Source organism: Pseudomonas fluorescens, assembly GCF_030344995.1.
Lineage (GTDB): Bacteria > Pseudomonadota > Gammaproteobacteria > Pseudomonadales > Pseudomonadaceae > Aquipseudomonas > Aquipseudomonas fluorescens_BF.
Window position 1 is genome coordinate 3257975 of sequence record NZ_CP128260.1, and the last position, 21248, is coordinate 3279222.

A 21248-nucleotide genomic window follows, 5' to 3' on the forward strand; every position below is an offset into this window, starting at 1 on the left:
GCACGAGGGGCGACCGAATGGAGCGTGGCGAACCCGCAGTCACCCGTTTTTAACGTGTGTCTGAAGGCTCGCCCCGAGTAGTGTTTCCGGGGGTAGTAAGGTAGAGCTAAGAAGACCGGAGACCCTGCGTCAAGAAAATGGACGATGAGTGGTATGGCTAAATTAGAGATCGCAAGCGTTTGTTTTTCTGCACATATCTAAGTTGTTGTTTGCAGGGGAAAACACGCCTTGAGCCGCGAAACAGAGCGCTTGCTTAGCCTGCTATCGGCTTACCAACTGATGCGGATACCCAGATTTGCGGCCAGGCCACGCAGGTCGTTACTGTCAATATTGCTGCTGTAGTCGGTGCTGGCGTAGATACTCACGGCGCGGTCGAGGGTCAGTACGACACCGAGACCGACATCCGCCGTCGACGATTTCTGTTCACTGTCGATGGTCGTGGTGCCGTCGAACGTCACCGAATCGGTGCCGGAAAACGTGTGCCACAGATTGGCCCGAAGGTACGGCTCCAACGGTAGTCCGTTGAGCTGATAACGCCCTTTGAGCCGGGCACCGAGACGACCGGTCCAGGAACTGTCGGAATCGAACGATACCCGCGAGATGCCGTCGTCCTGGCTGTCGAGCGAGATCTTCTGGTGGATGATCTGCGCTTGCGGCTCGATCACCCAAGTGTCGTTCAGCGCGAACGGGTAACCGGTTTCTGCGGAGAGCGTCAGGGCGTGGCCGCGATTATCCAGTTTCAGCCCACGGTCGGAGCGGCTGTCGCCGTCGAAACGCGTGCCCATCACCACCGTGTCGATATACCCGCCGTGCGGATCGGTCAGCGTCCAGTACAGGCCATAACTGTCGCCCTCCAGTTTGATCTTGCCCGCGCTGTTGTGCTCGAAGTCTTCGTTGAAGCCGTCCACATCACCCCTGATCCGGCTATGGCCGACGAACAGGCCGAGGCGTCGGGTCTGACCGCCCGAGGTCTGCGAACTGTACAAATCGTTGCCGACCTGAAACCCGTTGAGTGAACCGTCCAGGCGTGGCGAGACGGTGCCGGCCCAGGTCTGGTCGAGGTTCTTGCCGTAGACCCGGCCCCAACCGGCGCTGAAAGCCCCCGTTTCGCTTAACAGACCTTGTTCGCCCTGACGGTCGTGGAAAGTACCGAGTGCGCTGAGGGTCAATTGGGCGGCAGCGGGCGGCAGAACCGACCAGGTGGGGACTTCCGGACGATAGATCGGAATCGGCGCCTCACCTGCCACGGCGACGGGAAGTATCGGTTGAACGGCCAATGACAGATCCGGTTGCCCGGATGCCGGGATGATCGCGGCGGCCACCGGCACAGGCACTACCGGCACCAGAATCGGCGGCAGTGTCGGGTCGGGATTGGGCACGCTCACCACCTGAGGTGCGACCACAGCCGAGCGCAAATACCAGCTGTTTTCGGTGCCGGCGGTGACACCGCCCTTGAACAGGTAGTAGTCATAGGCCCCCGCCGAAATCGGGCCGTTGAGGACAAATGCGGAATTGTTGCTCACGGTGGTGCCTTGGGCCTGCACCAGTTGAATGCCGTTTTCCAGCGTCAGCCCGCCCGGCCCGCCGAGATTGCTCACGGTGATGGTGGTCGCGCCGCTCAGGCTGCCGTTATTGACCACCAGTTTGTCACTGGGGGCGCCGTCGCCGCCGAGTACGCTTTGCAATAACAATTGCCCGCGATTGCCGATGTAGTTGCCGTTGATCGTCAGCGTGTCAGCGGTGCGGCTGTTGTTGCGGGTCAGGTCGATGATGCCGGCGTTGTTGAACGTCACCGATTGCCCGGCCACGGCGGGCGACACCGCGCCCTGGGTGGAAAACACGCTGCTGCTGGCGTCCACGTTCAGCGCGCCGGTGCCGCTGACGGTGTCGCCGAGCAACAAGGCGCCCGAGCCCAGGTCCAGTTGCGAGGCATTATTCAGATTCAGCGTTTCCCAATTGCTGAAACGCGCCGGCAACGCAGTGCGAGTATTGTCGAACGTCAGCACATCGTTGCCTGCACCGCCATCAACATTCGGCGTCAGTGCCAGCACGCTGTCATCAAGGTTGCGCAGCGTGGCGTTGTCATTGCCGCCACCCATGAGAATCGCCGATCGGACAATGCCGCCGCCATCCCACAGCAAACGGTCTTCGCCGGTACTGGCGCGAATTTCACCGACAATTTCACCGCCAGTGATCGTGATAGCGTCATTGCCTCCACTGACACTCAGATTGCCGCCTATCAGCCCGCCGGAGATTCGAATCGTGTCATCGTCGAAACCTGTCACCAGATTATTGATGATCCGCCCCCCGGACAATTCGAAGACGTTTTCATCAAGCTTCATGTCGACGCGTCCGATCGTGCCCCCGCTCATTTGCGCAAAGTCGCCGTCCTCGAAGGCCCCGGTGATAGTGCCACCGGTCATTTGAAAACTGTCGAAGCCATCGCCTTGTGCCAGTGAGCCGATAGTGCCTGCGTGCATGATGAAAGTGTCGACACCGTTGCGCTGGTGAACCTCACCTGCGATAACGCCGCCGTCGATCTGCAGCACGTTGGCGCCGTTGCCCATATCGAGATTGCCCGCGATTGTCCCGGACTGCATGAGGACGCGATCAGCCCCGGCGCCGAACGTGACGTTGCCGGGAATATTGCCGGTGCCATTGGCGGGAAAACTCAAGCTGTTGTTGCCCGACAGATCGGAAAGAGGCGCGCTGCCAGGACTGTCACAGGTGTATTGATCGTTACCCGGTGTCGGGCTGAAGGCGCATTGGGCCAGCGCCGATTCCGGGGAGTCCAGCAACAACCAGATTGAAAAGGCCAGCAAATGATGGCGGGCAGGGAAGTTGCCGGAGGCGTTCATAAGGTCACCACGCATTGGCGCCGGCGTGCGGCGCAACGGTTTCAACCTAGCAAGGGAAGGATGAGCTGCCTACTGTCAGAACTGACAGGGGAAGCGGGTGAATCGGCAGGCAAATGGCGTATACGCCCTAAATATGCACTTCAACCGCCAGCGGCAAATGATCCGAGAGGTGCGTCCACGGTTTGTTGCCCAGGATCTGCGGGTCGTGACTGCTGGCATTGCGCAGGTAAACCCGGTCCAGTCGCAACAACGGGAAACGCGCGGGGTAGGTCTTGGCCGGGCGGCCGTGATGGCGTTCGAAGGCTTCGTGCAGGTAGTCGCGGCGGGCGAGGGCGAGGTTGCCCTGCAACTGCCAGTCGTTGAAGTCGCCGGCGATGATCACCGGGGCATCGTCGGGCAGGGATTCGAGCAACTGGCAGAGCAGCTGCAACTGCAATTGCCGATGGCTTTCGAGCAAACTCAGGTGCACACAGATGGCATGCACTTCGGCATGCCCCGGCACATCCAGGACGCAATGCAGCAGCCCGCGCCGTTCCGGGCCGGTGATCGAGACGTCGAGGTTGCGGTATTCGCGAATCGGGTATTTCGACAGCAGGGCGTTGCCGTGATGGCCATCGGGATACACCGCATTGCGACCGTAGGCAAAGTCGCTCCACATGCTGTCGGCGAGAAATTCGTACTGCGAGGTCTGCGGCCACTCGTTGTAGCGGCTGGAATGCCGCTCGTGTTCGCCCACCACTTCCTGCAGAAACACCAGATCGGCCGAGGTGCTGCGTACCGCTTCACGCAGTTCCGGAAGGATGAAACGTCGATTGAGCGCGGTGAAACCCTTGTGCGTATTGACCGTCAGCACCCGCAGGCGATGGATGGCGGACGGGGTCGAGGTCTGTGCGTCGACGGCATGACGCTTGGGATCGCTGGACACGTTCACTCCTCTGAATCATGACTGCCTGTTCATGCGACTGATCCGGGCGCGGGCAGTTCACTTTGAGTGGCTGCCCGCGCCCGACGGATCGTCAGTCGACGAAGACGATTTCATAAGGCAGGCGCATGCGCTCCAGAATCGACTTGGGCAGCAGCGGCGCGATGCCGATCGCCGGTTCGCCATTGAGCTGACTGGCGTAGGCATGGGTGGCGTGGCTCTTGCGCGCTACGGTCCAGGTATCGAGGCGAAGCTTGCGTGCGCGATGCCACGGTATCTGGGCCTGGTCCCGCTCCGGCCAGTGCCAGGCCCAGACCGGCACGTCGTGAAAGGTGGCGCCGATCTGTCTTGCCGCTTTGGCGCTGGCCCGGCCGACCACTTCATGATCGGCGGTGCCGTCCTGGCACCAGGTGCTGAAGACCACGTCGCCGGGGCGCAGGTAGCGGGCAATGAATTCGGTCAGTTGGGTTTCCTGGTCGAGCAGGGCGTTGTCGGTGAAACCGCCGCGTACCCATTTCAGGCTGTGCATCGGCAAACCCAGGCGGCGCAGGGCTTCGACGCTTTCTTGCGGGCGGAACACGCTCAGGCGTTTTTCCGACCACTGGCGCGAGCCCGGATGGCTGGCGCTGCCATCGGTGATCGACAGCAGTTGCAAGGGATGCCCGAGGCTGGACAGCAGTTGCAGCAGGCCGCCGCAGGTCACCACTTCATCGCCGGGGTGCGGGGCGATGACCACGGCGCGGACGCCGGGTGGCACCAGAGTGTGAGTATTGATGACGGGAATGTTGTCGAGCTGCGGGGCGCTGTTCCAGATCTGCGCCGGCAGGCCGCTCTCGCTGAGGGATAACGATTTCATGAGTGATACGTCCTTGTTGAGTCTCGCCCTCAGTCGTACAAGCGCCGGTCTCCAGGCGTGTGCGACCCGTGAAGGCTGGTGGATAGCCCTGCAGCGCTCCGAACCCTGGATTGCTGCGCAGCAGAGTATTGCTCAAGACGGGCGGTTCGTCGCGTCACAGATCAACCTGATCCGCTTTTTTTTATTCAGTCTGTGCCAACTGTCGCAGATAGTCGCCAAAACCGCCGCGTGCGCGACTGTCCAGACGGGCACTGGTGATGACTTGCGGACGATGGCTCCAGGCGATGCTGGCCCCGGAACGCTCGAGTTGACGCACCAGCTGCACGTCCTCATCACAGGACAGCGGCTCGAAGCCGCCGGCGCGGACATAAGCTTGCGCGCTGACCCCCAGATTGGCGCCATGGATGTGCCGGTGGCCATCGCAGGCCCGGTAATCGCGGTGATAGCGAATCTGCGCGGCTTCATCGAATCCGTCCTGCCAGCGGTCAACGGTGACCGTGCCGCACACGGCATCGGTGCCCAGCCCCAGTTGCGCCACCAGCCAGTCTTCGGCAACGCGGCTGTCGGCGTCCGAGCAGGAAATCCACCGCGCTCCGCGCTCAAGCAGTTGTTGCGCACCGATGGCCCGCGCCTGGCCAACATTGCGCGCTTCGATGCTCAAAGCTTGCACCGGGTACTGGCTGACGATGTGTGCCGAACGATCGGTGCAACTGTCGAGCACGACGAGAATTTCCACCGGCTCACCGGCCAGCAAGGAGTTTCCGGCGGCCCTTAGCGCGGCGCGCAAGCAGTCATCGAGCCATTCCTCTTCGTTGTGCGCGGGAATCAGGATGCCAATCATCGCAACCCCTCCAGCGCGGCCACCGAACGGGGTTCACGGCTCCAGACTTCCAGCAGAAAATCCGCTTCCTGATGCAGGGCCAGTCGCGGCAAGTGCAACTGTTCGTGAATCAGGTCGTGAACCTGTCGCGCATTGAGCGGGCAACCTTCGATCGGCGGGCGCCAGTGACAGGCCAGCAATTGCCCGTCCGCCGTCAATGAATCGCTGATGCGCCGGATGACTTCTGTCAGATCCTGCCGGTCGAGGTAGTAGCCGATTTCGCTAAATACAATCAGGTCGAATTTTTCCTCAGGCCAGTCGCTCGGCAAGCGCCCGTGCCGCACCTCGGCATGGTCGAACAGGCTCAACCGGGTACGCGCCAGGTTGGCTGCGGCGGCGCTGGTGTCACAGCACAACAAACGATCGCAACGTTCGGCCAGCGCCGCACTCAGTTCACCGTTGGCGCACCCCGGTTCGAAGATGGCCCGGTAGTGCGGACGGGGCAGGGCCGCCAGGGTCACCTGGCGTTTGCGTTGTTCGTACCAGCGCTGGCGAAATCCCCACGGGTCGTTATTGCCTCTGAACAGGCCTTCGAAGTAGCGATCCTCGACACTCATAGAAACACACTCATAGGAAGATCAGCTCGAATGGTTGCAGCAATCGATCGATGACGTAGGGCGCGAGCACCGGAGCGAGTCCGGCTTCAGGATCGCCTTCCAGCTGGCTGGCGAACGCATGCACCGCATGACGCTTGCGCGCGACCTGCGCAGGGCTGAGCAAAATTTTGCGCGCCCGCTCCCACGGTACGATGGCGTCTTCCGGGGTTGCCCAGTGCCAGGTCCAGACCGGCAGTTCGTGGCAGATCGCACCCACACGGCGTGCCGCCTCGACGCTGGCGCGGCCGACGGCTTCGTGGTCGCTGTGGCCGTCTTCGCGCCAGGTGGTGAAGATCACGTCGTCGGGATGCAGGTAGCGGGTCAGGTATTCGCACAGCATCGATTCGCGCGCGGCAACCTGGGTGTCGGGGAAGCCGCCGCGCAGCCACTGCAACTGGTGCATGGGCAGGCCGAGACGGCGCAGGGCCTCGGCGGACTCCTGCGGGCGCACCACGCTCAGGCGCTCCACCGGCCAGCGGTCCGAGCCCGGATGACTGGCGCTGCCATCGGTGACTGAAATCAATTGCAGAGTGCGGCCCGCTGCTGCGAGTCGTTGCAACAGTCCGCCGCAACCGAGCACTTCATCATCCGGATGCGGCGCGATCACCACCGCCCGCGATCCCGGCGGTACCAGATCAAGAACATCAATGCTGTCCACCGCCGCCAGATGACGTGAGCCCTGCCATTCGTGCAGGGAGGTTCCCTCGCCGACGATCGGATTGCGCTTCATAGGGCCCAACCCTCGCGCGGTTGCTGAGCGATCAGTTGGCCCAATGCCGCCAGATCACGTTCGGCGTGGCTCTGGCGCAGATACACCGGCAAGTCGGCTGCCAGACGGGCAAAGTGCGGATCCTTGCAGAACGGCCCGGCGCCGAGGGCCCGACCGGTCTCGCGGATGACTTGCTCGGCGGCGTCCTCGACCACGGCGCGCACGCGGCGGGCCAGCAACTCGGCGTTGGCGTGGGGGTTGCTGTCGATGTCCAGAGCGCTGACGCGCAGCGCTTGAGCTGCGCCGTGCAAGGCACTGTCGACGGCGCCTAGACTGGCCAGCGCATGGGGCTCTTCACGTCGCGCACATTGTTGGCGCAAGCGTTCGCCGAGCTCCCTTGCGGCGCCGTACCAGCACGCGGCGATCCCGATCCCGCCATGCCAGAAACCCGGACGTTGCAGATAGTCGCCAGGTTCGCCAATTGCCTGCGCCTCGACATCATCGAACAGCACCTCGACGCTGCCGGTGGCCGCCATGCCGACCGCTTGCCAGCCCTGATCGGTCACGGTCACACCCGGTTGATCGAGAGCCACGGCCACCAGCTGCTGACGATCGTCCTCATCCCACGCCGTGAGCAGCGCGTGACTGAGCACTGCCGCCCCGGAGCACCACGCCTTGCGTCCATTCAACCGCACCAGTTGCGCCGAACGGCTGACCCGAACCCGCGCCTGCGGTGGTTCGGCCGCCCACATGCCCCACGTGCTGCCGGGCGTCGGCGAGCCACCGAGCTGCTCGATGATCGCCAACGCATCGGTATGGCCTTCGTAGAGTTTGCACAACCCCAGGTCATGCCCGCCGACCTCGGACAACCGTTGCCAGCGCTCCAGCGTACGACCGCTGCCGGGCAATGGCAGATGGTCGAGGCCGGCTTCGGCCATTTCCCGCAGACACGTGCCGAGGGCAGCCGTGTCGCGGTAATCCGGGGTGTGCCGTGAGAGATAGCCGGGCAAGTCCATGTCAGTCCTCTTCGTCACGTTGCAGTTCAAACAGCAGCAGCGAGCGGCCGGTGACCGAGTACTCGTGACCGAAAGTGAAGCGCTCCTGACCCCGGATCGCTGGCTGGTTGGTGTCGATCATGCAGGTCCAGAAACTGCCTTCAGGCACTTCCGGCAAGGTGAAATTGACGATGTCGTGATGAGAGTTGACCACCAACAGCAGCGTGGCGTCGGCGCCCTTGCGGCGAATCCCGGTTTCCTGGGCGCGACCGTCGAGCAGCATGCCCATGCAGCGGTTGTGCGCGTCATGCCAGTGTTCGGTGGTCATCTCGGTGGCGTCCGGCGCAAGCCAGGTCACGTCCTTGACCCCGATGTCCTCGTTGTATTCGCCGACCAGAAAACGCCCGCGTCGCAGGATCGGGTAGGCCAGGCGCAACTTGATCAGGCGTTTGACGAATTTCAGCAGCGCCTTGCCGTCCTCGCTCAGGTCCCAGTTGACCCAGCCGATTTCGCTGTCCTGGCAATAGGCGTTGTTGTTGCCATCCTGGGTGCGGGCGAATTCGTCGCCCGCCACCAGCATCGGCGTTCCCTGGGACAGCAGCAAAGTCGCGAAAAAATTGCGCATCTGCCGGTGGCGCAGCGCATTGATTTCCGGGTCGTCGGTGGGGCCTTCGACGCCGTGGTTCCAGGACAGGTTGTTGTTGCTGCCGTCCTGATTGTTTTCGTCGTTGGCCTCATTGTGCTTGTCGTTGTAGGACACCAGATCGTTGAGGGTGAAACCGTCGTGGGCGGTGACGAAATTCACCGATGAATAAGGCCGGCGGCCACGCTGGTTGAACATTTCCCCGGAGGCGGTCATGCGGCTGGCGAAGTCGGCGAGCTGGCCGTCGTCACCTTTCCAGAACGCGCGCACGGTGTCGCGGAACTTGTCGTTCCACTCGACCCAGCCCGGCGGGAAGTTGCCGACCTGATAACCGCCGGGGCCGCAGTCCCACGGCTCGGCAATCATTTTCACCTGACGCAGCACCGGGTCCTGACGGCAGGCCACGAGGAAACTGTGGCGTTCGTCGAAACCGTCGTGATAACGACCGAGGATGGTCGCCAGATCGAAACGGAAGCCGTCGACGTGCATTTCGCTCGCCCAGTAGCGCAGCGAGTCGGTGACCATTTGCAGCACGCACGGGTGGCTCAAGTCGAGAGTGTTGCCGGTGCCGGAATCGTTGATATAGAAGCGCTTGTCGTCCGGCATCAAGCGGTAGTACGAAGCGTTATCGATCCCGCGCATCGACAGGGTCGGGCCTTGCTCGTTGCCTTCGGCGGTGTGGTTGTAGACCACGTCGAGAATCACTTCGAGATTGGCGTCGTGTAGGTGCGCGACCATTTCCTTGAACTCGGCGATCTTGCCGCTGGCCAGGTAGCGCGGGTCCGGGGCGAAGAACGCGATGCTGTTGTAGCCCCAGTAATTGGTCATGCCTTTGTGCAGCAGGTGCTGGTCGTTGACGAAGGCGTGGATCGGCAACAGTTCGACGGTCGACACACCCAGTTTGCGGATGTGTTCCAGCACATCGTCGACCATCAGCCCGGCAAACGTGCCGCGCACGTTCTCCGGCACCGAAGGGTGGCGCATGCTGATGCCGCGCACGTGGGTCTCATAAATGATGGTCTTGTCCCACGGCACGCTGACGCGATGGTCGTGGCCCCAGGTGTGCGCCGGGTCGATGACTTTGCACTTGGGGACGAAGGGCGCGCTGTCGCGTTCGTCGAAACTGAGGTCGGCGTCGGGGTGGCCGATGGTGTAGCCGAACAGCGCCTCGGACCATTTCAACTGGCCGACCAGTTGTTTGGCGTACGGGTCGATCAGCAATTTGTTGTGGTTGAAGCGGTGGCCGTTGGCCGGGTCGTACGGGCCGTAAACCCGATAACCGTAAATCAGCCCCGGATGCGCGTCGGGCAGGTAGCCGTGGTAGATCTCGTCGGTGTATTCCGGCAGTTCGATGCGTTCGAGCTCGACTTCGCCGGCATCGTCGAAAATGCACAGCTCGACCCGGGTGGCGTTGGCGGAAAACAGCGCGAAGTTCACCCCCAGACCATCCCAGGTCGCACCGAGCGGGAAGGGCAGGCCTTCACGGATGCGCGAGGGTTCGGCGTGCGCGGCGGGCTCGGCTTTCTTTGGACGGGTCATAGGTGCTCCTGCAAAAAATCGGGGGTGGGCATTTTTTCGAGGACGAGTGAGCCCTCGGTGGCGAGCGAACCCGCCACACGGTCGTTCATTTCAACGTTTCGGGAAGCGTCAGACCGCCGGCGGCTTGCGCGGCGCGCGGGGCTTTTTCTCGGTGGCTTTTTCGCCCGGGGGAATAACCTTGGCGGCACTGGCAGGCTTGGCCTTGGCCGTGGTGGCTTTGGGTTTGGCTACGGGCGTCTTGCCGTCGACGGCTTTGCTGGAGGCGGTTTTGCCGGCGGTTTTACTGCCGGCCGCCTTGGGCGATTTTTTCGGTGCCAGCGCCTCGGCTTCGGCCAGTTTGCGCGCCATCTCCCAGTGGCGCGATTCCTGGCCTTCGGGTTTACCTTCGGATTCCCAAATCTGATAGGCGAATTCGCGGATGCGTTTATCGTCGGTACTCATCGCAATGCTCCTGGACTGAACTCATGCTGCTAGACGTGTTGGATAAGCAGATTGACCGGGAAATCCCCCAGCGCGGCGCTGACGTGCAGCTCCCTGTTTTTTGTGACTGCGCTGCTTGAAAAAAGTCCCTTCAGATTTTCGTCAGAGGCGTCGAACGGTAAAACCACCCGCGTATCGCCCCAGCGCAGCGCATCGATCATGGGTAGGGCACTGTTTTCCAGCAGTGTTGCGCAACGGATCGGTACGATCACGATGACCCGTTGCTCCCCATGCTCGCGGGCAAACGCGAGCACGTTGTGCGCCTGGCTGCCCAGCACCTCGAGGGCCTGGTACGAACCGCGACGAAACAATTCGCTGTGTTCGGTGCGCAACTGCAGCACCTGGGCGATCAAGGCCTGCTTGATTCGCCCGTCCCGCCAGCCCGACAGCAGTTCCGGCACGGGCGTCACCGTCAGGGTCTGTTCGCGCAGGCCGTAGTCCACCGGCCGGCGGTTGTCCGGATCGACCAGACTGAAATCCCAATACTCGTTGCCCTGATACAGGTCCGGCACCCCCGGCACCGTCATGCGCAGCAAGGTTTGCGCCAGACCGTTGAGCGCCCCGGCCGCAGCGATGCTGTTGACGGTCTTGGCCAGCGCCCCGCGCAGCAGTTCACCTTCGGGGGCCAGCAGCAATTGTTCGGTGAACGCTTGAGCGGCGTTTTCATACGCCTCGTTCGGCGCGCTCCAGCTGCTTTGCAGCTTGGCTTCGCGCAGGGCTTTCTGCTGCCACTGCCAGATGCGTTTGGCGTAGTCGGCGAAACCGGCCTGATCGTCGTCGCGCAGGTCCAGCGGCCAACTGCCGAGCAGCGCCTGGTAGAGGATCAATTCATCCGCCGACGACGGCAGCTGATCGTCATTGCGCAGCGGCCGGGCGAGGGCGCGCCACAACTCGACCTGCTCGGCGTACCAGTGGCTGCGTTCGCTGAGCACGGCCAGCCGCGCGCGGGTGTCTTCGCCGCGTTTGTGGTCGTGGGTGGCGGTGGCCAGCAGGTTGTCCGGGAAGCTCGCCAGCCGTTGCTGGTTTACCGCGTGAAAGTCGCTGACCGGCGCGCTGAACTGCTCGGTGTTGTAGCCGACGTCATTGCGCGACAGCAGTACCGCCGAGCGATACAGCGCGGTGTCTTCCACCGCTTTGGCGGCGGCCGGCGAAGTGAGTTGCTGAAAGCGCACGCAGGCGTGCTTCAGAATCTTGCGCGAACGACCACGGGGCTTGCGCCGCCACGGCTGGCCACCGAGCCAACCGGCTACGGAGTCGAGCACTGGCCAATCGGCTTCGCTCAATGTCTGCCGCGCCCCGTCCATGGCCTGCTGGAAAAACACCTCGTCCCGCGCCGAACGACCCATCGGGGTGATGTAAGTGCGATAGACCGGGAAGTGCACGATCAGCGCCTGCAACACCCGGCGGATCGAGCCGAGCGTGAGGTCGCGGGTCATCAGGTCATCACGCGCCACTTGCAGCAGGGCCTGGGCGACGCTTTCGCAATCGCTGGCCAGTGAGCCGTTGAGGATCTGCTGGCGCGCCAGTTGCGCTTCTTCGATAAACGCAGAGGGACGTTCTGTACGGCGTTTCCACAAATCGCCCAGCACATGTTCGCCGTCCGGATCGTGTTGCAGCAGCGACAGCTGATTCATGAATTCGTAGCCGGTACTGCCATCCACGGACCAGTCGGTGGGCAGGGTTTCACCGTCGCCGAGAATCTTCTCGACGTAGATCGGCAAATGTCGGCCCGGCGCCAGATGGTCGAGGCGGCGGCGCAGTTTGCGGCAGTAACTGCGCGGGTCGGCGAGGCCGTCGATGTGGTCGATGCGCAGGCCGTCGATCAGGCCTTCGCCGATCAACTGGAAAATCTTGCCGTGTGTGGCCTCGAACACCGCCGGGCGCTCGACGCGCAAACCGCCGAGTTCATTGATGTCGAAGAAACGCCGCCAGTTGATGTCATCCGCCGCCGTGCGCCAACTCGCCAGACGATAGCTCTGCCGCTCGAGCAATTGATGCAGGCGCTGAAAACCTTCTTCGGTCTTCGAGTCGTAGTGGCTCAGGTTGCGCTGGATGGTCTGGAGGATGTGCGGGTCGCTGGCCAGTTGCTGAAGTTCTTCTTTGAGCGGGATGGCCAGTGAGCGGGCGTCGGTCTGATAACTGAGCGCACTGAAACGGTCGGCGAGAGTCTTGAGCGCTTCGCTCGGGGCGTCATCGGATTTGAGCAGTTCACCGTAATCGCCGGGGCAGATGGGGAAGTGATGTTCGTAATGCTCGACATGGAAGGTGCCGCTCTCGGCGTTGAACACCAGCGGCAGGGTCGCGTCCTGTAGCGCGACGCCGTAATCGCTGCCGAGAAACGGCAGCAGCAACTGGCCTTCCATCAACGGGTCGGGCGAGTGCCACTGAATGTCGAAGAACTCGCCGTAGGGGCTGAGCCGACCCCATTCCAGCAGATCAAGCCACCATGGATTGTCGCCGCCACCGACTGCCATGTGATTGGAGACGATGTCGAGGATCAGCCCCATGCCATGCTCGCGCAGGCCGGCGACCAGACGGCGCAAGGCCGGTTCGCCGCCAAGTTCCGGGTTGACCCGGGTCGGGTCGACCACATCGTAGCCATGCATCGAGCCCGCGCGGGCGGCGAGCAGCGGCGAGGCATAAATGTGGCTGATGCCGAGTCGAGCGAAGTACGGCACCAGCGGCACGGCTTGATCGAGGGTAAAACCGCGATGAAATTGCAGGCGGACCGTGGCCCGCAGTGTCTGGATAGGCCATGCACTCATCGGTCACGCTCGGCTGCCTGAAGACGCGCGCAAGCCAGCAGTTCCAGGCGTCGTGCGGCGTCGACACCATCAAGCAGCGCCTCACTGGTACCCGGCAAGCGGCGCGACCAGTTCGGGTGGGTGTCGATGGTGCCGGGCAAGTTGGCTTGTTCGTCGAGGCCCAGCGCATCTTCCAGTGGCAACAGCACCAGCGGCGCGCGGGTGTGGCCAAGGAAACGCACAGCGGCGTCGACCACCTGATCGGCTTCGTGGGATTCCTCGCGAAAATTTTGCGGGTCCTGGCTCAAGGCACTGCGCAGGCCTTCGCGCTCGCGTTCGCGGTAACGGCGCCAATCGATCTCGCCGTTGGCGTCGATCAGCCCGAGCCGCGCGTTCCAGTCGATGTCGCGACCATGCCACCAGCCGTTGAGTGTCGGCAGATCGTGGGTGCTGGTGGTGGCGAGGGCGTTGTCGGGCCAGTCGAGGATCGGTTTGAAAAAGGTGTTGTCCTGTTCGAACAACAGCACGCGCATGCCGAGCATGGCCCGGGCGATGAGTTTTTCCCGCAGACCGTCGGGCACGGTGCCGAGGTCTTCGCCGAGCACGATCGCTTGGTGGCGATGGGATTCGAGGGTCAGGAGACGCAGCAGGTCATCGACCGGGTAATAGAGATAAGCACCGTCCGCCGGGACTGCGCCGTTGGGGATCACCCATAGCCGTTGCAGGCCCATGACATGGTCGATGCGCAGCCCGCCGGCGTGAGCGAAGTTGGCGCGCAGCATGTCGATGAACGCGCGAAAACCGTTGCGCACCAGACCTTCCGGGGAAAACGCGGAAATGCCCCAGCCCTGTCCGGATCGATTGAGAATGTCCGGCGGGGCGCCGACGGTCAGCGAGGCCAGCAGTTCATCCTGAAAACTCCAGGCCTGACTGCCGGCACCGTCGGCACCCACGGCCAGGTCGGCGATCAGGCCGATGCCCATGCCGGCGCTGCGGGCGGCGGTCTGGGCGCGTTCGAGGCAGCGGTGGATCAGCCATTGGCAGAACGCGAAGTAGCTGATGCGCTCGGCGTATTCCTCGGCAAACGCGCCGAGGGCAGCGCCGCGCGGGTCGTGCCAGTGCTCGGGCCATTGGCGCCAGTCGAGGCTTTCGCCTCTGGCGGCGCGCATTTCCTGGATGGCTTCAAAGCGGCAATGGTTTTCCAGCGCTTCGCCACCGGCATCGCGGAAGCTGGAGAAGTCTGCCTGCAACGGGTTTTCGCCGCTGATGAAACCGTCGTACAAGGCTTGCAACAGTTTCAGTTTGGCCTCGGCGGCTTTCGGCCAGTCGATCAGTTTCAGGTTTTCCAGTTGTTCGAATTGATCAGTCAGGCCAGCCGCGTCAATCGCATCGCGCAGTGCGCGTTCGCCGAGGATCGCGCCGGGTGCGGCGTACAGCGCATTGAGAAATAGCCGACTGGACGGCGAGTAAGGGCTGTAGCGCCCGGTGTCGGCGCTGAACATCGCGTGCAGCGGGCTGATCGCAAGGGCATCGGCGCCTCGTTCGCCGGCCACTCGGGCCAGTTCTTCCAAAGCCTGGGTGTCGCCGAAACCGCCATCGCCGGGGCGGCGCAAACCATATAGCTGCACGCTCAGGCCCCACGCGCGGGGGATCGGACTGTCCACCGCGTCACCCACGCTGAAACAGCGCTTCGGTGCCACGGCCAGGGTGAATTGTTGATCGGCGATGTGTACTTGCTGATAGCCGACCGGAATCTCGCCGGGCAACACGGCCTCGGCATCCAGCTTCAGGCTCAGGCGCGAGCCGTCTTCAAGGTGAATCTCGCAAGGGGTTTCGGGTTCGAAATAACGGGCCAGATCCAGGCCCACGCCGGCATCTGCGGTGAGCAGTGGAGGCAGATGACGATTTTCCTGCACCTGTTGCAGTTCGAGCAGGCTGGCGTCGATTTCCTGGGCCGTTCCAGCCGGGTGACCGAGGCCGGTCAGAACATTGCGCAGCACCGCCGGGGCGACTTTTTGCTGGCGGCCGTTGGCGTCGATCCAGTCGACGGCGAGGCCGGCTCGGCTGGCGAGAATTTCCAGTTGCGCATCGCTCATAGGCGCTCTCCATCCAGGGGTAACAAAGGGGTTGCGGCCGTGAGGCTGACGAGCGCGCAATACGGGGGCAATTGCCCCTCATCCGTCAGGCCGGCGGTGGAGGGCTGGCGGAACAGCCACACCGATTCGGCCTGTGGAAGGTTGACCACTGGCGTGTCGCCGAGGTTCAGGTCGATTCGCAGCTCGCTGCCATCGCCCAGCCGCCAGCGTGCGCTGACAGCGCCATGGCCCAGTACGTGGGCGCCGAGCGCTTGAGTGCCGGGCAAATGCGGAATGATGTGCTGGTGGCGCAACTGCAACAGTTGTCGATACAGCGCCAGTGTTGCCTGTTGTCGAGGTGTGCCGCTGCCGATCAGTCTTGGTTGCGAGGCGTGGAAAGTTTGCACGGCGTTGGGGTCGGGAATCTGCTCGCGCTTGTGCGGATCGGAGAAAGCACTGAACGCCGCAAATTCGTTGCGTCGGCCTTCGCGCACGAGTTTGGCCAATTCGCCGTGATGGCTGGTAAAGAACAGGAACGGTTGATCGGCGGCAAACTCGTCGCCCATGAACATCAGGGGAATCATCGGCGACAGCAGCAACAGCACTGTGGCGGCTTGAAGCGCGCGTGGGTCGGCCAGTTGATGCAGGCGTTCGCCAAAGGCGCGGTTGCCGATCTGGTCATGGTTCTGCAGGAACAGCACGAACGCGGTGGAGGGCAAATGCTCGCTTGGCTCGCCACGGGGTGTGCCGTGGCGGGTGATATGCCCCTGAAACACGAAACCCTGGCTCAGGCAGCGAGCCAGTTGTTCGGTGGGTTGCTCGGCGTAATCGGCGTAATAGGCGTCGGTCTCGCCGGTCAGCAGCACATGCAGGGCGTTGTGGCCGTCATCGTTCCACTGGGCGTCGTAGGCGTCTTCCAGCAGGCTGGCCTGATTGTGTTCGTTCTCCACGGTCAGCCAGACGTGGCGGGTCGGGTCGATCTGCTGGCGGACGCGGCGGGCGAGTTCCTGGAGGAAATCCGGGTCCTCGATGGCGTGCACCGCGTCCAGGCGCAGGCCGTCGAAGCGGTATTCAAGCAGCCACATCAGTGCGTTTTCGATGAAAAAGTCCCGCACTTCGCGACGACGAAAATCGATGGCCGCGCCCCACGGCGTGTGTTTGTCTTCGCGGAAAAAGCCCTTGGCGTAGCGATGCAGGTAATTGCCGTCCGGGCCGAAGTGGTTGTAGACCACGTCAAGAATCACCGCCAGGCCATAACCGTGGGCGCTGTCGATCAAATGTTTGAGTTGTTCCGGCGTGCCGTAACTGGCCTGCGGCGCGTAATGCAGCACGCCGTCGTAGCCCCAGTTGCGATCGCCGGGAAACTGCGCGATCGGCATCAGTTCGATGGCGGTAATGCCCAGCCCGGCCAGACGCGCCAGATGCTGCTCGACTTCGGCAAAACCGCCGAGCGCGCCAACATGCAATTCGTAGATCACCGCCTCATTCCAAGGCCGGCCGTGCCAGGTGGTGTTGCGCCAGGAATAGAGGTGCGGATCGACCACCACGCTGTGGCGGTCGAGGTCACCGTCCTGCGCTCTGGAGGCCGGGTCGGGCACCTCCAGTTCGCCATCGATGTTGAAACGGTAGCGGCTGCCGGCCGGGCAATGGCTCTTGATGACAAACCAGCCATCGCCTTGCGGCAGCATGGGCAGGGACTGGCCGTTGTCCAGCTCGACGCTGACGTAAAACGCATCCGGCGCCCACAACGCGAATTGCGTGTGGTCGGCATTCAGCATGATCGCGCCGTGGGGCCAGCTTTCAGGTGTCCGTGACGGCATCGTTGAAAACCTCCCTGGTTATTTGTGGTGCGTTTTACCCAGCGCCTTGGCCACCAGTTGTTCGTAGAGTTCGGCGTAGGGTTCGACCGCCTTGCACCAGTTGAACGGCGCGGCCATCGCCCGGCAACGCATGGCGTGCAGCAGGTCCGGGAACGCAAACACCTTGAACGCGCGGCTCAGGGCTTCGCGGTAACTGTCCGCTGTCGATTCGTTGAAGAGGAAACCGGTGACACCGTTTTCAATGGTGTCGGCCAGCCCGCCGGTATTGCGCGCCACCGGCAGCGAGCCGAAACGCTGGGCGTACATCTGGCTCAGGCCGCAAGGCTCGTAACGCGATGGCATCAGCAGGAAATCGCTGCCGGCGAACATGCGTCGGGCGTCGGTTTCATTGAAGCCGATGCGCACGCCGATCTGGCCGGGGAAGCGCAGCGCCAGTTCGCGCATGGCCTGTTCTTCTTCGGGTTCGCCACGGCCGATGATCGCGATCTGGCCACCGTTCTGGACGATGTATTCCGACACCGCTTCGGTCAGGTCCAGGCCTTTTTGATAGACCAGACGCGAGACCACGGCAAACAGCGGGCCTTCGGAGTCCTGCAGACCGAACAGTTCGCGCACGTGGGCGGCGTTGACCGCTTTGCCTTCCCAGTCGCCGATGGCGAATGGTGCGAACAGATGCGGATCGGTGGCGGCGTCCCAGCTTTCATCGATGCCGTTGGGGATGCCGCTGAGCAAACCTTGCTGGGTCTTGGCGGCGAGAAAACCGTCCAGACCGCAGCCGAAATCCGGGGTGGTGATTTCCTGCGCGTAGGTGGCGCTGACCGTGGTGATGTGGCTCGAATAGGCCATGCCGGCCTTGAGGAACGACATCTTGCCGTAGAACTCCATGCCTTCCTGTTGCAGGGCATGGGCGGGAATCCCGAGTTCCGGGCACGAACCCAGGCTGGTCACGCCTTGATAGGCCAGATTGTGAATGGTGAACAGGGTCGGCGTGCGCTGCCCGCGCCAGTGCATATAGGCAGGCGCCAGCCCGGCCGGCCAGTCGTGGGCGTGCACCAGATCCGGGCACCAGTGGATTTGTGCGAGGTTGGCGGCGATATCGGCAGCCGCAAGGCCCAGGCGGGCGAAGCGAATGTGGTTGTCCGGCCAGTCGCGACCGTTGTTGGCGCCATACGGGCCGCCGTCACGGGCATAGAGTTCAGGGCAGATCAGCACATAGATCACCAGACCGTCGGGCATGTCCATGCGCCCGATCTTGCAGGGCGGCAGCGCGGCGTGGCCACCCAGTTCGCCGATGATGTGGATCGGATTCTCGCTGTTCATCACTTGCGGGTAACCGGGGATCAACACCCGGACGTCATGCAGATGCGCCATGGCGCGGGGCAGGGCGGCAGAAACGTCTCCCAGACCGCCGGTCTTCACCAGATCGGCGATTTCCGAGGTCACGAACAACACTTTCTTCTTGTTGGGGTTTTGACTGGCCACTGGCGTCAGCGTCTTGGTGCCCGGGACGTTGATCGACCGGCTGCCGGGAACGCTTACGGTGCTCGATTCACCCATCGGCTGATGAGCCCGTTCTCCCTGAATATCCAATGCCGCACTGATCATATGAATCTCCCGTTTTGTTGATCTGATTCTTGTCTTGAACAAGCGATGTCCATGGCCAAGTCCTGTGGCCGGGCGCAAACGCGCCACGCATCGGTGAGCAAACGCTACCCAACACGCGCAAGCAGAATGGGTGAGGGGACCTTTGCAAGACTTGAACCAGTCGCTTTGGCCCTGCCTATCAGATGACCCGCCGCGATCAGCAAAAGTTTCGACAAAATTTAGACTTTGTGACCGGCCGGTTTTGCCCCGCGAAAACCAGTCTAGGCCAGATCCTAGAGCGGGCCAGGGCAATCGGATGAATTGTTCGACAATCTGTTGCGGGCTCACGAAAACCGTGGCTTTGGGAGGGGGTGCGCCCCGACGAAGTGCATGTCTGGCGGGATCGATGACGCAAAATGGTGACCGGCTGGTCACGATTTCGGGCGCCGGGAAAGTGCGCGCGCACTGTTGCGGTGCGGACAATTGTGTTGGCAGGCGGACACTGGATGCTGCTTCGCGGGCAGGGATTGCCCGCGAAGGCGAGGAGGCTCAGTTGAGCAGGCGGATCGCTTCCCCGGCTGACCAGGCTTGAATGTCTTCGATCATCTGCGAAAAGAACAGCTCATAGTTCTGGCGGCTGACATAGCCGACATGGGGCGTGGCCAGCACGTTGTCGAGGGTGCGAAACGGGTGCAGCGCCGGCAGCGGTTCCTGATCGAACACGTCGAGGGCTGCACCGCCAATGCGCTGTTTCTGCAAGGCTTTGATCAGCGCGGCTTCGTCGACAATCGGCCCGCGCGCGGTGTTGACCAGCAGCGCGGTCGGCTTCATCCATTCCAGCGCCTGGGCATCGACCAGACCCCGGCTGCGGTCGCTGAGCACCAGGTGCACCGACAGCACGTCAGCCTGTTCGAACAGTTGTTGCTTGCTGACATAGGTGACGCCGGCCTGTTCGGCGCGCTCTGTGGTGAGGTTTTCGCTCCAGGCGATGACGCGCATGCCAAACACCTGACCGAATTGCGCCACGCGCTGGCCGATGCTGCCGAGACCGAGAATGCCGAGGGTCTTGCCGTGCAGGTCGCCACCCAGCCGTTGCTGCCACTGACCGGCACGCAGGGCGTTGGCCTCGTTAACCAGATTGCGGGTGGCGGCCATGATCAGCGCCCAGGTCAGTTCCGGCGCCGCGTGCTTGTAGCTGTCGGTGCCGCAGACCTTGATCCCGAGACGGGCGGCGGCCGGCATGTCCAGCGCCGCATTGCGCATGCCGCCGGTGACGAGCAGCTTCAGGTTCGGCAAGCGTTTGAGCAGGTCCTCATCGAAGCGCGTACGTTCGCGCATCACGCAGATCACTTCGAACTGGCCCAGTCGTTTGGCCAGTGTGGCGTTGTCCGCCGGGTACTCATGGACAAAGGTGACTTCGCCGAGACTGTTCAGCACCGACCAGTCGACCACGTCACGGGCCACGTCCTGCCAGTCATCGATCACCGCAATCTGCACCGCCATCAGCGTTACCTCTTCAACGAACGGGATTGGTTTTGTCCAGCCAGCCCAGCAGTGCCTGGTGGAACTTCGCCGGCTCTTCCATCTGCGGGGCGTGGCCCATGCCGGGGAATTCCACCAGCGTGGACTGAGGAATCAGTTTTGCCACCTGCTTGCCCAGCACCTCGTAGTGACCGATTTTCGCCTTCACTTCCGGCGGCGCGATGTCCTTGCCGATGGCGGTGGTGTCGGAAGTGCCGATCAGCAGCAGGGTCGGCATCTTCAGGTCCTTGAACTCGTAGTACACCGGCTGGGTGAAGATCATGTCGTAGATCAGCGCCGAGTTCCATGCGACCTGAGTCTTGCCCGGGCCGTTGCTCAGCCCGGCGAGCATGTCGACCCAGCGGTCGAATTCCGGTTTCCAGCGGCCGTCGTAATAGGTTGTGCGTTCATAGTCACGAATGCCTTGGGCGGTGACTTTCAATTCGCGCTGATACCACTGATCGACGCTGCGATACGGCACGCCGAGGGCTTTCCAGTCTTCCAGGCCGATCGGATTGACCAGTGCCAGTTGCTCGACCTGATCCGGGTATTGCAGCGCGTAACGGGTGGCGAGCATGCCGCCCGTGGAGTGGCCGAGCAGGGTGGCTTTCTGGATGCCCAGCACCTTGAGCAGTTGCTGGGTGTTGGCTGCCAGTTGCTGGAAGGTGTACTGGTAATGGTCGGGTTTGCTGGAGGTGCAGAAACCGATCTGATCCGGGGCAACCACCCGGTAACCGGCTTCGCTCAGGGCCTTGATCGAACTGTCCCAGGTCGCGCCGCAAAAATTCTTGCCGTGCATCAGGACCACGGTGCGCCCGTTGGCCTTGCCGTGGGCGGCGACGTCCATGTAACCCATCTGCAGCGACTTGCCCTGGGACTGAAAGGCAAAGTGCTTGAGGGTGTAGGGATAATCGAAACCTTGCAGCTGCGGGCCATATTGCGGGCCTTCGGCGTGAGCAAGCAGGGGCAGGGCGGCGGTCAGCAACAGACCGGGCAGCCAGCGGGTCAGCGACACAGACATAGGAT

General features: G+C 62.7%; 15 protein-coding genes. All 15 read right to left on the minus strand.

The window, feature by feature from the left end; translation table 11 throughout:
• Positions 1-269: 269 nt before the first annotated feature.
• A complete protein-coding gene (locus tag QR290_RS14610; protein ID WP_289202888.1) occupies positions 270-2858 on the minus strand; it encodes an autotransporter outer membrane beta-barrel domain-containing protein in 2589 nt (862 codons plus the stop codon).
• A gap of 127 nt (positions 2859-2985) precedes the next feature.
• Positions 2986-3783, minus strand: coding sequence for an endonuclease/exonuclease/phosphatase family protein (locus tag QR290_RS14615; RefSeq protein ID WP_115079946.1), 798 nt, complete (start codon positions 3781-3783; stop codon positions 2986-2988).
• A gap of 91 nt (positions 3784-3874) precedes the next feature.
• The gene (locus QR290_RS14620) at positions 3875-4636 is read right to left on the minus strand and encodes a PIG-L deacetylase family protein (protein ID WP_115077815.1); all 762 of its coding nucleotides are present in this window, start codon (positions 4634-4636) and stop codon (positions 3875-3877) included.
• A 181-nt stretch (positions 4637-4817) separates the two neighbouring features.
• Positions 4818-5477, minus strand: a complete 660-nt coding sequence (locus QR290_RS14625; protein ID WP_289202889.1) for a glycosyltransferase — start codon at positions 5475-5477, stop codon at positions 4818-4820.
• Positions 5474-6073 carry an SAM-dependent methyltransferase gene (locus QR290_RS14630; protein WP_289202890.1) on the minus strand — a complete coding sequence of 200 codons (600 nt, stop codon included), beginning with the start codon at positions 6071-6073 and terminating at the stop codon, positions 5474-5476. The genes QR290_RS14625 and QR290_RS14630 overlap by 4 nt, the downstream gene beginning before the upstream one ends.
• A 10-nt stretch (positions 6074-6083) precedes the next feature.
• On the minus strand, positions 6084-6842 hold the full coding sequence (locus QR290_RS14635; RefSeq protein ID WP_115077818.1) for a PIG-L deacetylase family protein: 759 nt from the start codon (positions 6840-6842) through the stop codon (positions 6084-6086).
• Entirely contained in the window at positions 6839-7837 is a 999-nt protein-coding gene (locus QR290_RS14640) for an acyl-CoA dehydrogenase family protein (protein ID WP_289202891.1), read from the minus strand. The genes QR290_RS14635 and QR290_RS14640 overlap by 4 nt, the downstream gene beginning before the upstream one ends.
• Position 7838: 1 nt before the next feature.
• Entirely contained in the window at positions 7839-9998 is a 2160-nt protein-coding gene (glgX, locus tag QR290_RS14645) for a glycogen debranching protein GlgX (protein ID WP_115077820.1), read from the minus strand.
• 108 nt (positions 9999-10106) lie between these two features.
• Positions 10107-10439 carry a DUF2934 domain-containing protein gene (locus QR290_RS14650; protein WP_115077821.1) on the minus strand — a complete coding sequence of 111 codons (333 nt, stop codon included), beginning with the start codon at positions 10437-10439 and terminating at the stop codon, positions 10107-10109.
• 29 nt (positions 10440-10468) lie between these two features.
• Positions 10469-13243: a malto-oligosyltrehalose synthase gene (locus tag QR290_RS14655; protein WP_289202892.1), complete on the minus strand. Its 2775-nt coding sequence runs from the start codon at positions 13241-13243 to the stop codon at positions 10469-10471.
• A complete protein-coding gene (gene malQ / locus QR290_RS14660; RefSeq protein WP_289202893.1) occupies positions 13240-15318 on the minus strand; it encodes a 4-alpha-glucanotransferase in 2079 nt (692 codons plus the stop codon). The genes QR290_RS14655 and malQ overlap by 4 nt, the downstream gene beginning before the upstream one ends.
• Positions 15315-17117, minus strand: a complete 1803-nt coding sequence (gene treZ, locus QR290_RS14665; RefSeq protein WP_289202894.1) for a malto-oligosyltrehalose trehalohydrolase — start codon at positions 17115-17117, stop codon at positions 15315-15317. The genes malQ and treZ overlap by 4 nt, the downstream gene beginning before the upstream one ends.
• Positions 17118-17135: 18 nt before the next feature.
• Positions 17136-18722 carry a glycogen synthase GlgA gene (gene glgA, locus QR290_RS14670; RefSeq protein ID WP_115077825.1) on the minus strand — a complete coding sequence of 529 codons (1587 nt, stop codon included), beginning with the start codon at positions 18720-18722 and terminating at the stop codon, positions 17136-17138.
• Positions 18723-19250: 528 nt separating this feature from the next.
• Positions 19251-20204 carry a D-2-hydroxyacid dehydrogenase family protein gene (locus QR290_RS14675; RefSeq protein WP_289202895.1) on the minus strand — a complete coding sequence of 318 codons (954 nt, stop codon included), beginning with the start codon at positions 20202-20204 and terminating at the stop codon, positions 19251-19253.
• A gap of 13 nt (positions 20205-20217) precedes the next feature.
• Complete coding sequence (locus tag QR290_RS14680) at positions 20218-21243, minus strand: alpha/beta fold hydrolase (protein WP_289202896.1); 1026 nt, start codon at positions 21241-21243, stop codon at positions 20218-20220.
• Between the last annotated feature and the right edge of the window lie 5 nt (positions 21244-21248).